General features: G+C 70.7%; 7 protein-coding genes. 1 reads left to right on the top strand and 6 read right to left on the bottom strand.

The genetic code is table 11. From position 1 onward, the window contains the following. Nucleotides 1–6 precede the first annotated feature (6 nt). From ACESMR_RS03795 to lpdA, 5 genes are all read right to left on the bottom strand, one after another. Nucleotides 7–1077, bottom strand: a complete 1071-nt coding sequence (locus ACESMR_RS03795; RefSeq protein WP_373045161.1) for a thiamine pyrophosphate-dependent dehydrogenase E1 component subunit alpha — start codon at nt 1075–1077, stop codon at nt 7–9. After that, the gene (locus tag ACESMR_RS03790; RefSeq protein WP_373045160.1) at nt 1078–2349 is read right to left on the bottom strand and encodes a dihydrolipoamide acetyltransferase family protein; all 1272 of its coding nucleotides are present in this window, start codon (nt 2347–2349) and stop codon (nt 1078–1080) included. Nucleotides 2350–2406: 57 nt separating this feature from the next. Then, nucleotides 2407–3387: an alpha-ketoacid dehydrogenase subunit beta gene (locus tag ACESMR_RS03785; protein WP_373045158.1), complete on the bottom strand. Its 981-nt coding sequence runs from the start codon at nt 3385–3387 to the stop codon at nt 2407–2409. A 25-nt stretch (nt 3388–3412) separates the two neighbouring features. Further along, nucleotides 3413–4369 (bottom strand): lipoyl synthase, encoded by a 957-nt coding sequence (lipA, locus tag ACESMR_RS03780; protein ID WP_373045228.1) that lies wholly within the window; start codon nt 4367–4369, stop codon nt 3413–3415. 88 nt (nt 4370–4457) lie between these two features. After that, on the bottom strand, nt 4458–5855 hold the full coding sequence (gene lpdA / locus ACESMR_RS03775; RefSeq protein WP_373045226.1) for a dihydrolipoyl dehydrogenase: 1398 nt from the start codon (nt 5853–5855) through the stop codon (nt 4458–4460). 171 nt (nt 5856–6026) lie between these two features. Here lpdA and ACESMR_RS03770 point away from each other — a divergent pair, with 171 nt between their 5' ends. Next, on the top strand, nt 6027–11564 hold the full coding sequence (locus ACESMR_RS03770) for an AAA family ATPase (protein WP_373045157.1): 5538 nt from the start codon (nt 6027–6029) through the stop codon (nt 11562–11564). Here ACESMR_RS03770 and ACESMR_RS03765 read toward each other — a convergent pair. Further along, the gene (locus ACESMR_RS03765; protein WP_373045155.1) at nt 11561–13117 is read right to left on the bottom strand and encodes an aldehyde dehydrogenase family protein; all 1557 of its coding nucleotides are present in this window, start codon (nt 13115–13117) and stop codon (nt 11561–11563) included. The two genes, ACESMR_RS03770 and ACESMR_RS03765, sit on opposite strands and share 4 nt — an antisense overlap. Nucleotides 13118–13134 lie beyond the last annotated feature (17 nt).

Genomic DNA, 13134 nt, shown 5'->3' with positions numbered 1-13134 from the left:
GCTCGCTCAAGCCTTCTCCGCAGCGAGCGAGGCGAGGCATTCGTTCTTCTGCTCCACGAGATTCCACGGCTGGTTCGCGTAGACGTCGTCGAAGAGCGTCTCCACCGCGGGATCGGCAGCGGCCTCGGCGGTGGCGATCGCCTGGTTCACCTCGGCGAGCAGCTCCTCGCGGAGCGCCTTCTCCTTCGCCTCGTCCCACAAGCCCTCGGCGACGAGCTCGCCGTGGAAGCGCTCGATCGGATCGCGCTTCGCCCAGGCGTCGACCTCGGCCTGATCGCGGTAGCGGGTCGGATCGTCGCTCGAGGAGTGCGCGCCCATCCGGTAGGTCTCGCACTCGATCAGCGTCGGGCCGCCGCCGCTCCTCGCGCGCTCGATCGCCTCCTTCGCCGCTGCGTAGACCGCCTTCGGATCGTTGCCGTCGACCTTGATCCCCGGCATGCCGTAGGCCATCGCCTTGATCGCGTAGCTCTCCGAGGCGGTCTGCCCCTTCGAGCTCACCGAGATCGCCCAGTGGTTGTTCTGGCAGAGGAAGACCACCGGCACCTTCCACACGCCGGCGAAGTTCATCGCGGTGTGGAAGTCGGCAGACGAGGTGGCGCCGTCGCCCATGGCGGCGAGCATCACCGCCTTGTCGCCACGGAGCTTGGCGGCCATCGCCGCGCCCACCGCCTGCGGCAGCTGGGTGCCGATGCAGCTGCCCCAGCTCACCTGGTTCACCGAGCGGCTCGCGGGGTGCGAGGGCATCTGCCGGCCCTTGGTCTCATCGAGCGAGTTGCCGAAGACCTGCGCCAGGTAGGGAACCAGCGGGAAGCCGCGGAGCAGCATCGCCGCCGACTCGCGAAGCGCCGGGAAGATCCAGTCGGTGGGCTCGAGGGCGATGGCGACCGCGAGGAACGCCGCCTCCTGGCCGGTGCACGCACCGTAGAAGCCGATGCGCCCCTGCCGCTGCAGGGTCATCATCCGCTCGTCCACGGTGCGGATGCGCACCATGGCGCGGTAGAGGCGCAATGCTTCGGCGCCATCGAGCTTGTGGCTCGTCTCCACCGCCTTCTTCGCCTCTGCCGCGCGCGTGACCATTTACGCCATCTCCGCGATGAGCTTCTCGGGATCGGTGACCAGCTCGATGACGTCGTAGGCGAACTTCGCGCCCTCGGCGCCGTCGACGTTGCGGTGGTCGAAGGCCCACGACAGGTACATCATGTCGCGCACCACGATCTCACCCTCGTCATTGACCACCGGGCGCTTGCGCATCCGGTGCACGCCCATGATCGCCACCTCGGGGTGGTTGATGATCGGGGTGGCGAAGAGGCCGCCGGTCTGGCCGAGGGAGGTGATGGTGAAGGTGCCGCCGCCGATGTCGGCCTGCGCGAGCTTGCCGGCCCGGGCCGCGTCGGAGAGGCGCACGATCTCGCGGGCGATCTCGCGCATCGAGAGGCGGTCCGCGTGGCGGAGCACCGGCACCACGAGGCCGTTGTCCGTGGCCACCGCGATCCCGATGTTGTACTCGCCGCGGAGCACCAGCTCGTTCGCCTGCTCGTCCATCACCGCGTTGACGCGCTTGTTCTTCTTGAGCGCGGCGATCACGGCCTTCACGAGGAAGGGGAGGAAGGAGAGCTTCTCGCCGCCCTTCTCGCCGTTCTTTGGGGCCAGCTTGGCGTTCATCCGCTCGCGGAAGGCGACCAGCTCGGAGACGTCGAGCTCCTCGACGAAGTGGTAGTGGGGCGCGGTCTGCTTGGAGCGCACCAGGTTCTCGGCGATCTTGCGCCGCAGGCCGCGCACCGGGATCCGCTCGTCGCCGGCGCCGCTCTGGATCGCGGGGGCGGCGGGCGGAGCCACCGGGGCCTTGGCCTGCTGCACCGCGACGTTCTGCGCGCCGCCCTGGACGAAGCCCATCACGTCGGCCTTGGTGACGCGGCCCTGGGGGCCGGTGCCGGCGACGGTGGCGAGATCGACGCCGTGCTCGCGGGCGATGCGGCGGGTCACCGGGGTGGCGAGCACGCGCTTGCCGTTCTCGGTGGAGACGGTGGCGGCGGCAGCCATCGCGGGGGCGGCGGCGGGGGCCTCGGCCTTCGGCGCCTCGGCAGCGGCGGGAGCCTCGGCGGCGCCGCCCTCGGTCTCGATCACCACCAGCGACTCGTGGACCTTGGCGATGTCCCCCTCGTTGCCGAAGGTCTGGAGGACCTGGCCGGCCTTGGGGCTGGGGATGGTGACGGTGGCCTTGTCGGTCATCACCTCGACCAGCGCCTGGTCCTCGGTGATCACGTCGCCGGCCTTGACCAGCCACTTGACGATCTCACCCTCGACCACGCCCTCGCCGATGTCGGGGAGCTTGAACTCGAATTTTGCCATCGTTGGTTCTCCCGGTGCTTTCCGGTGGCCGCGCTGCGAAAGGCGCGGCGAATGGTATCAGGCGACGAAGTCCACCACCTCGCGGATCCCCTGGAGGATCCGGGGCGCGCGGGGCAGGTAGGCGTCGTCGAGGGTGTAGGGGAAGGGCGTGTCCCAGCCGGTGACGCGCTTGACCGGCGCCTCCAGCCACACGAAGGCGCGCTCCTGGATCAGCGAGCTGATCTCGGCGCCGAAGCCGCAGGTGCGCGCCGCCTCGTGGGCGACGACCACGCGGCCGGTCTTCTTCACCGAGGTGATCACCGCCTCGATGTCCAGCGGCCACAGGGTGCGCAGATCGAGCAGGTCGCACTCGATGCCGCTCTTCTTCGCCTCGTCCACCGCGATGGTCGCCTCGTGGAGCTCGGCGCCCCAGGCGATCACGGTGCAGTGGCTGCCCTCGCGCACCAGCGCCGCCTTCTCCAGCGGCACGGTGTAGTCCTCCTCCGGCACCTCGCCCTTGGCGGCACGGTAGACGCGCTTGGGCTCGAGGAAGAGGACCGGATCCTCCTGCCGCAGCGCGGAGAGGAGCAGCCCCTTGGCGTCGTAGGGATTGGAAGGCACCACCACCTTGAGGCCGGCGTGGTGGATGAAGAGCGATTCCGGCGACTGCGAGTGGTAGAGGCCGCCCTTGATGCCGCCGCCGTAGGGGGTGCGGATCACCATCGGCGCGGTGTACTGGCCGCCGGAGCGGTAGCGCAGCTTGGCCAGCTCGTTCACGATCTGGTCGTAGCCGGGGAAGATGAAGTCCGCGAACTGGATCTCCGGCACCGGCCGCATGCCGTACATCGCCATGCCGATGGCGGCGCCGATGATCCCGCCCTCGGCGAGCGGCGTGTCGATGACGCGGTTCTCGCCGAACTCCTCGTAGAGGCCGGCGGTGGCGCGGAACACGCCGCCGAACTTGCCGACGTCCTCGCCGAGGACCACCACGCGATCGTCGCGGCGCATCTCGGTGCGGAGGGCGTCGTTGACTGCCTGGATCAGGTTGAGGACGGGCATCGGTGCTTTCCGTTCGTTCGGAACTTCAGCTCTCGACGGGGACGCCGAAGCTGGTGACCTTCTTCTGCGTCCGCTCCTGCTTCAGCAGGCCTGCCATGAAGAGCTCGGCGGCCTTGTAGGAGGAGCGGACCAGCGGCCCGGAGGCGACGTAGAGGAAGCCCATCGCCTCGGCCTTCTTCTGCAGCTCGGCGAAGCGCTCCGGGGTGACGAACTCCTTCACCTCGAGGTGCCAGTCCGACGGCCGCAGGTACTGGCCGAGGGTGAGCACCGAGACGCCCACCTCGCGCAGATCGCGGAAGGTCTGGAGGAGCTCGTCCTCGGTCTCGCCGAGGCCGAGCATGATCGACGACTTGGTGTGGATGTGCGGGAACGTCTTCTTGACGTGGTCGAGCACGTGCAGCGACTGGCGGTAGGTCGCCCGGCGATCGCGCACGGTGGGGGTGAGGCGCTCCACCGTCTCGACGTTGTGGGCGATGACCGCCGGGTTCGCCTTGCCGATGAGATCGATGCACTCGTCCCTGCCGTCGAAGTCGGGGATGAGCACCTCGAGCAGCGTCTCCGGCGCCCGGGTGAGCAGCTCGGTGATGCAGGCGGCGAAGTGGGAGGCGCCGCCGTCCGCCACGTCGTCGCGGTCCACCGAGGTGACCACGAGGTAGTGCAGGCCCAGCTTGGCGATGGCGGTCGCGAGGTTGCGCGGCTCGTCGGGGTCGAGCGGCAGCGGCGTCTTCGAGGTGTCGATGTTGCAGAAGCGGCAGCCGCGGGTGCAGGTATCACCCATCACCATCACGGTGGCGGTGCCCCCGCCCCAGCATTCGCCGATGTTGGGGCAGCGCGACTCCTCGCAGACGGTGGCGAGCTTGAGGTCGTGGAGGGTGCTCTTCACCTTCTCGTAGACCGGACCGGACGGCAGGCGCACCTTCAGCCACTCGGGCTTCTTGGCGCGCGGCTTCGCCGCGGTCGCTACCGGCTGCGGCGTTCCCAGGCTGACGAGCTTCGTCTCCGACACGGGCCTCTCTCCTTCCCCTCCGCCAGTGGGGCCGGCTTCGTGCCGGCCCCGCGTTGCCAGCCGCTCAGATGTGGAGCGGGTGGCCGAGCGTGGCGTGGGCCGCCTCGCCCATGATCTCCGCCACCGTCGGGTGGGGGTGGATCGTGCGGGCGAGATCCTCGGTGGTGGCCTCGAGGCGCAGCGCCGCGCAGGCCTCGGCGATCAGGTCGGTCGCCCGGGGCCCGATGATGTGAACGCCCAGGACCTCGTCGTACTTCGTATCCGAGACGATCTTCACGAAGCCGGTGGTCTGGCCGAGGATGCGGGCCTTGCCGTTGGCGCTGAAGGGGAATTTGCCGACCTTGACGTCGTAGCCCTTGGCGCGCGCCGCCTTCTCGGTGAGGCCCACCGAGGCTACCTCGGGGGAGCTGTAGGTGGCGCCGGGGCACTGCTCGTACTTGAGCGCCGGGGGATTGCGGCCGGCGATGAAGTCGATGCAGGTGAGCGCCTCCTGGGTGGCCAGGTGGGCGAGCATGGCGGTGGGGACCGCGTCGCCGATGGCGAAGATGCCCGGGACGTTGGTCTCCATCATCGGGCTCACCGGGATGAAGCCGCGGCCGTCGGTCTTGATGCCGACGCTCTCGAGGCCGATCCCCTCGGTGACGGGCTTGCGGCCGATGGCCGAGAGGAGGAGCTCCGCCTCGAGGACCTCGGTGGTGCCGTCCTTCTTCGCCACGGTGGCCTTCACGCCGTTCGGCAGGCGCTCGAGCTTCTCGACCTTCGCCTCGAGGCGGAAGTCGATGCCGCGCTTCTTGTAGGCGCGCTCCATCTCCTTGGAGACGTCCTCGTCCTCGATGGGGAGGAGGTGGGGCATCAGCTCGACGATGGTGATCTTCGCGCCGAAGGCGGCGTGGACCGAGGCGAACTCCATACCCACGGCGCCTGCGCCCACCACGATCATCGACTTCGGCACACGGTCGAGGTCGAGGATCTGGTCGGAGTTGAGGACCACCTTGCCGTCGGACTCGAGGCCGGGGAACTCGCGGACCACCGAGCCGGTGGCGATGACGATGTTCTTCGCCTCGATGGTCTGCTTCGCGCCGCCCTCGGCGGTGACCTCGACCTTGCCCTTGCCGGCGATCTTCCCGAAGCCGGTCACGACGGTGACCTTGTTCTTCTTCATCAGGAAGGAGACGCCGTTGGAGCTCTGCTCCACGACCTTGTTCTTCTTGGCGAGGACGGCGCCCATGTTCACCGAGGGGTTGCCCTGGACCACGATGCCGTTGTCGGCGGCGTGGCGGATCTCCTCGATGAGGTCGGCGGAGTGGAGCATCGCCTTGGTGGGGATGCAGCCGACGAGGGTGCAGGTGCCGCCGAGGCGCTTCTGCTTCTCGATGAGAACCGTCTTGAGGCCTGCCTGGCCAGCGTGAATGGCGGCGGCGTAACCGCCGGGGCCCGAGCCAATGATCGCTACGTCGTACACGTCGGCCAAGAGATGCCTCCCCGGATGCCTGGATGTTGGCGCGGTAGCTAACGCGGGGCATGTGGGGTCGTCAAGGCTTTGGGGCCGACGCGGCGCGCCAACCAGCCAGGCACCCGGCGCGCCTCCGCCCGTGCCCGCGCGGGCAGCCGTACCCACCATTCCTCTACGTAGATGGAAGCGCGCCACGAGATTGCGGTTCGCCACCGCTGCGACCGTTTCGTCATCCGCCAGGATCGGCGGGCTGGCGTGCAGGTGGTGGTGAAGCGTGCGCTCTCGGAACGTGGGTGCGAGCTGCTGCGCCACGAGGCGGAGGTGCTCCGCCTGGTCGAGGGGCCCGGCGCGGTCCGGCTCCTCGGCACCGAGGGCAGCCCGGCCTGCAGGACCCTCGTCCTCGAGGATGCGGGCCCCGCCACCCTCCGCGAGCGGCTCGAGGCGGGCCACCTTCCGGTGGAGGAGGCACTGGGGATCGCGCTCCAGCTCGCGCAGACGCTGGGAAGGCTCCACGCGCGGGGGCTGGTCCACGGGGCGGTGGCGCCGGCGCGCGTCGCGCTCGGGCCGCACCACCGCGCGACCCTCCTCCACTTCGAGGAGGCGGCCCCGCCAGGCACCGCGCCGCCCCTCGAACCGGCGGCGCTCGGACGGAGCCTCGCATGGATCGCCCCGGAGCAGACCGGCCACATGGGCCGTTCCGTCGACGCACGCTCGGACCTCTACGCCCTGGGCTCGATCCTCTACGCGATGCTCGTGGGCACGCCGCCCTTCCCCTCCGCCGACCCCCTCGAGCTGGTCCACGCCCACCTCGCCCAGGTCCCGGTCCTCGCCTCCATCGCCGAGCCGCGGGTTCCACCAGCGGTCGCCGCGATCGCCCAGAAGCTCCTCGAGAAGGCGCCCGACCGGCGCTACCAGAGCGCGGAGGGGCTCGCGGCGGATCTGGAGCTGGCCCTCCGGCAGTGGCGAGCGCAGGGCGACGTCGAAGCCTTCGAGCTGGGACACGGCGACCTGATCCACGAGCTGCCCCTGCCGCATGCGCTCTACGGGCGCGAGGCGGAACGGGCGGCGCTGTTGCGGGCCTTCGAGGACGCGGCGGCTGGCGGGGTCCGGGTGGTCCTGGTCGAAGGGGAGCCCGGCGTGGGCAAGACCTCCCTCGTCGACGATCTCGCGGCGCTGGTGGCGCGGCGCGGGGCGCGCTTCGGCGCCGGCAAGGCAGCGGTGCGTTCCTCCAACGTCCCCTACCAGCCGCTGGCACAGGCGCTTCGCACCCTCCTCTCCTCCGGCGACGCCGCGGGTAGCCCGCCCGAGGAGCTCCGGCGAACCCTCGCCGCCGCGGGCCGGACGCCGCTCGAGCTGGTGCCGGAGCTGCGGGCGCTGGTCGGCGAACTGCCCGCGGGGCAGGCCAACCTCGGTGCGGCGGAGGCCGAGCAGCGCATCCGCCTCGCCTTCCAGGCGCTGGTTCGCTGGCTCTCCCGGAGAGACGAGCCGCTGGTCCTCTTCCTCGACGACCTCCAATGGGCCGACGAGGCCTCGCTCCTCGGCTTCCAGGCACTCGCGAGCGATCCGGACGCCCACGACCTGCTGCTGGTCGGCAGCGTGCGCCCATCGGAGACGCCGCCGGGGCATGCGCTCCATCGCGTCGTCGCGAAGCTGGAATCCCTCGGCCTGCAGCTGGTTCGATGCGAGCTCCGTCCGCTCGACGAGGCGGCGGTCCGCGCCTTCCTCGCAGACGCGCTGCGGGCGGCGCCGGAGCGCGTGGCTCCACTCGCCGACCTGATCTCCGCCAGGACCCGGGGGAATCCCTTCTTCCTGCGGCAGCTGGTCCGCTCGCTCCAACGCCAGCGGCTGCTGCTCTACGATTCCAGCAACCGAACCTGGAACTGGGAACTCGAACGGATCGAACGGGTGGGGATCACGACCAACGTTGCCGATCTGCTCGCCGCCCGGATCGGCGCGCTTCCGAATGGGCCACAGGAGGTGCTGCAGGTCTCCGCCTGCGTGGGGCCGGAGTTGCTCCCCTCGCTGCTGCGCGATCTGCTCGCCCTCTCCCCCACTTCGCTGGAGGAACACCTGGGCCTGCTGGCCCGTGAGGGCCACCTCGTCGATGCAGGCGCGGGACGCCTCCGCTTCGTCCACGACCGGGTGCAGCAGGCTGCCTACGAGTCGTTGCAGCCTGCGCGCCGCTGCGAGCTGCACCGCCGGATCGGCAGGGCGCTCCTCGCAAGCTGCGGCGAGGAGCGGATCTTCCACGCGGTGGATCAGCTCAACCTCGGCGCCGAGCGCTCGGAGGGGCCTGCGGCGCGGCTCGAGCGCGCGATCCTCAACCAGCGGGCAGGCACCAGGGCGCGGGCGAGCGCGGCGCACGGTTCGGCGCTCGGCTATTTCACCATCGCCCTGGAGCTGCTGGACGGCATCGAGGCACCGCGGCCGCTCCGCTACCAGCTCCACCGGGATGCTGCAGAGGACGCCTACCTGGGCGGCCAGGTGGAGCTGAGCGAGCGTCTGGCAAGGGAGGGCCGCCGCTTTGCCGCGGGGATCGAGGCGTCGTCGGCGCTCGAGGCCCAGCGGATCGCCGCGCGGATGCAAGCGGGAAGGCTGCAGGAAGCGCTGGAGATCGGCGCAGAGGCGCTGCGCGCGCTCCTCGGGATCGAGCTTCCCGCAGCCGGTGACCGCGCCGCCTCCACCGCGGCGCAGCAGGAGCGGATCGAGACCCTCCTCGCCGGGCGCTCGCCGGAGTTTCTCCTCGAGCGGCCCTTCGACGCGCCACCGGAAGAGCGCGCCTTCCAGCTGCTCGTCTCGAGGATGCTGGCGCCGGCCTTCGTCGCCGACCACGAGCTCAATACCTTTCTGAGCGCCTTCTCGGTGGCCCACATCCTCGAGCAGGGGCTCTCGCCCTTCTCCATTCCCTGCCTCGCCAGCTACCCGCGGCTCCTCGCCGCGAGCGACGCGTTCGAGCTGGCCGAACGCTTCGGCAGAGCCGCCGTCGATCTGGCGCACCGTTCGGGTTTCCTGCCGGCGGAGGCGACCGCGCGGATCTTCGAGGCGACGATGGTCATCGCCTGGAGGCAATCCTACGCGCTCTCCGTGGCGGCGCTCCGGGAGGCCTTCCGCCTCGGGGTGGAGTGCGGCGAGCTGGGCGAGGCGGTCAATGCCCGCAGCGCCATCGCCATCACCGGCTGGTTGGCGGGAACCGAACTGGCCAGGGTCCTCGCCGACATCGACGAGGGCCTCAGCTTCGGCAAGCGCGTCGGCAGCCAGCCCCTGGCGCTCTACCTCACCACGATGCGGCAGCTGGTGCGGAGCCTCCAGGGCGGGACGATCGCGCCGGGGCGCCTCGGCGCCGACGAGGAGGAGGACGCCGCGCTCGAGGAGAGGGTGCTGGAGATCGGTGCGATGGCGGAAGTGCCCTACCGCATCTTCCGGGGGCAGGCGGCGCTGCTCTTCCGCGACTTCGCCGACGCAAGGCGGCAGCTGGCGTTGGCGCTCCCCGATCTCGCGGGGCAGCGGGGCTATCCCCTTTCCACCGAGCACACCTTCTCCACGGCCCGGCTCGCGCTCTCCGATCCGGACGGCCCGGTGGACCTCCCCTTCGCGCGCTGGGCGCGCGATCGGTTCCTCGTCTGGGAGCAGAGCTGCCCAGACAACTTCCGGCACCGCCGCCTTCTCCTCGATGCGGAGATCGCCCGGGTCGAAGGCCGCGACGTCGACGCAGGCGTTCTCTTCGACCGGTCGATCGAGTCGGCGCGGCGCGGTGGCCTGCTCCACGACGCCGCCCTCGCGAACGAGCTGGCGGGACGTCATTTCCTCGCGCTGGGGCTGGAGCGCGTCGCCGGCCTCTACCTCTCCGAGGCGCGGTCGCTCTACGGCAGGTGGGGCGCCACGGGGAAGGTTCGCGCCCTCGACGAGGAGCCGGGACTCGCGGCGCTCCTTCGCGAGGGACGCCCCGGCGGGCCCCAGCAGGGAAGCGGCAGCCTCGACGTCCGCAGCATGCTGGAGGCGATCGAGACCATCTCCGGCGAAATCCGCATCGAGCGGCTGTTGCCGCGGCTCGTGGAGGTCTGCATCCGCGCGGTCGGCGCCGAGCGCGGCGTGCTCGTCCTCGAGGAGGACGGCGCTCCGGTGGTGCGGGCGGAGGGGAGCGCCGACCGGCCGGTGCGCCTGCAGCAGACGCCACTCGCGGAGGCAAAGGAGATCCCGCGCGCGACGATCGAGCGGGTCCGCAGGCAGCGGACGCCGCTGGTGCTCGACGACACCAGCGGGAGCGTCGACGATCCCTGGTTGCAGGCCAGGCCCGCGGGCTCGCTCCTCGCCTTTCCAATCCGGCGGAAGGAGGAGCTGCTCGGCACCTTCTGCTTCGGCAACTCCCTCGCCACCCATGCCTTCACCACGGATCGCGTGCGGACGCTGCAGCTCCTCGCCCCGGAGATCGCGGTGGCGATCGAGAACGCACGGCTCTTCCGCACCGTGCAGGAGGAGATCGAAGAGCGCAGGCGCGCCGAGGCCTCGCTCCGCTTCCTCGCCGACGCGAGCGTACTCCTCGCCGGTTCCCTCGAGTACGAGGAGACGCTGGAGCACCTCGCGCACCTGGCGGTGCCGGCGCTGGCGGATTGGTGCGTCGTCGATCTGCTGGGGGAGCACGGCGCCATCCGCCGGGTGGCCGCGGCCCACGCGGAGCCACGCAAGGAGCCACTGCTCGAGGAGCTGCGGCGGTGCTTTCCCCCCACCCTCGATTCACCGCAGCCTGCCGGGGAGGTGCTGCGCTCCGGCGAGCCCCGGCTCTACGAAGTGCTGGAGGGGGATGCCCTCGCCGCGGTGGCCCGCGACGAGAAACACGTGGAGCTGCTCCGCTCCCTCGGGCTGCGCAGCGCGATGGCGCTGCCCCTGGTTGCGAGGGGCCGCGTCCTCGGCGCCATGACCTTCGCCGCAGGCGCGGCCCGGCGGATCTACACCGAGGCGGATCTCCGACTGGCGGAGGAGCTCGCCCGGCGGGCAGCGCTGGCGATCGACAACGCCCGGCTCTACCGGATGTCGCGGGAGGCGATCCAGGTGCGGGAGGACTTCCTGTCGGTCGCCTCCCACGAGCTGAAGACGCCGATCACTTCGATGTCGGTCGCCATCGGCTCCCAGCTGCGGCGGAGCGCGGGTGGTGGCGATGCGTCGCTCCAGCGGACGCTGGCCACCACCGCGCGCGGGCTCAAGCGCCTCAACCACCTGGTGGATCAACTCCTCGACGTCTCGCAGATCGGCTCGGGGAGCCTCGAGCTCCACCTCGAGCCGGTGGAACTCGCCTCCGTGGTGGCGGAGGTGGTCGAGAGCGCGAGGGAGAGCATCGAGCGGAGCGGATCGACCCTCGAGCTGGATGCACCGGTGCCGATCCGGGGCCGCTGGGACAGGCGCCGCGTTGCCGAGGTGGTGGCGAGCCTGCTCGACAACGCCGTCAAATTCGGCGAGGGAAAGCGGATCCGGATCCACACCGGCGCCAGCGACGGCATGGCGATCCTCGAGGTCCACGACCGGGGCGCGGGCATCGATCCCGAGCGACTCCCCTCGATCTTCGACCGCTTCGAGCGAGCGGTCTCGAGCCGCCATTTCGGCGGCTGGGGCCTCGGCCTCTACCTCGTCCGCCGCATCGTCGAGGCCCACCACGGAACCGTCGCCGCGGAGAGCGCGCCGGGGCAGGGCTCGACCTTCATCGTGCGGCTGCCGCTGGCGCCTTAACCGAACGGCCCCTTGAAGAGCTTGCGCATCGCCGTGGCGAAGAGGCCGAAGGTCTTCTCCCGGTAGGGATACATCCAGAGCGGGAGCATCGAGACCCGCGGCTGGTTCACGTGGCGGATCTCGCAGAGATCTTTCAGCCCCTGCAGCCCGTGGACCCGGCCGATCCCCGACTGCTTCACCCCGCCCCACGGCGTCTCGGGAAGCGCGTGGGTGTAGAGCACGTCGTTGATCATCACCGTGCCCGCGTGGATCCGGTTCGCGATCCGCTCGGCCCGGGAGACGTTCTTCGAGAAGACGTAGGCGGAGAGGCCGAAGGGGCTGTCGTTGGCCTCGGCGATCGCCTCCTCCTCGTCGCGGAATTTGCGGATGGGCAGGCAGGGGCCGAAGGTCTCCTCCCGCCAGATCCGCATCTCCGGGGTGACGTCGACCACCACCGTTGGCTCGAAGAAGCGCGCCCCACCCTCCACGTGCGCCTTGCCGCCGGTGAGGATCTTCGCCCCCTTCTCCTTCGCCTCCTCCACATGGCGCTTCACGGTCTCGAGCTGGCCGGGGACCACCATCGCGCCGAGGTCCACGTGCTCCCTGCCCGCCGCGGCGGGATCGCCCTGGCGAAGCGCCTTCGTCAGCTCCACCACCCGCGCCACGAAGGGCTCGTAGATCGACTCGTGGACGAGGACGCGCTCGACCGAGGCGCAGATCTGGCCGGAGTTGGCGAAGGAACCCCAGACCACCTGCCGGGCCACGTCCTCGATCTTCACGTCGGGCAGGACGATCGCCGGATCCTTGCCGCCCAGCTCGGCGACGAAGGGGATGAGCCGCTCGCCGCAGGCGGCGCCGACCTTGCGGCCGGTGGCCACCGAGCCGGTGAAGATCATCATGTCGATGCCGGCGTCGAGGAGCGCCGCCCCGGTCTCCGCGCCGCCGAGGACCACGCCGAAGAGGTCGGGATCGATCCCCGCCTCCCAGACCAGCTCCTGCGCCTTGAGGAGGATCCGCGGGGTCCACTCCGAGGGCTTCACCACCACCGCGTTCCTGGCGGCGAGGGCCATCACCACGTCGCCCATCGGGATCGAGAAGGGGAAGTTCCAGGGGCTGATCACCCCGACCACGCCCCGGGGCTCGTAGCGCAGGTGGCTGCGCTTCAAGGGGCCGAAGAGGTGGAGGCCGATCGACTCGTCCTTCAGGATCTTCTTCGCCCGCCTGGCAAAGAAATGGGTCAGGTCGGAGATCGGGAAGACCTCGTGGGTGAGGGCCTCGAGCCGGGGCTTGCCGCTCTCCTTCATCAGGAGCTCGACCACCTCCTCGGCGCGGTCGACGAGGAGGGAACGGAAGGCGAGGAGCTTCTTCTCGCGCTCCTTCCAGGTGAGCGCCGCCCAGCGCCTCTGCGCGGCGCGGGCCCGCTCCACCACCGCCCGCACCTCCGCCGGCGAATGGATCCGCAGCGGCGGCAGCGCCCTGCCGGTGGCGGGCTCGGTGTTGCGGATCTCGCCGTCGACGAGGTTGGGCGGGCCGCCTGCAGGCGGGCGGGCGGTGTCGGCCTGGGTGGTGACCATCGGGCTCTCCTTCGCGC

Origin of the sequence: Vulgatibacter sp., from assembly GCF_041687135.1 — a bacterium.
GTDB lineage: Bacteria > Myxococcota > Myxococcia > Myxococcales > Vulgatibacteraceae > JAWLCN01.
This window is presented reverse-complemented; position numbering and strand designations above follow the sequence as displayed.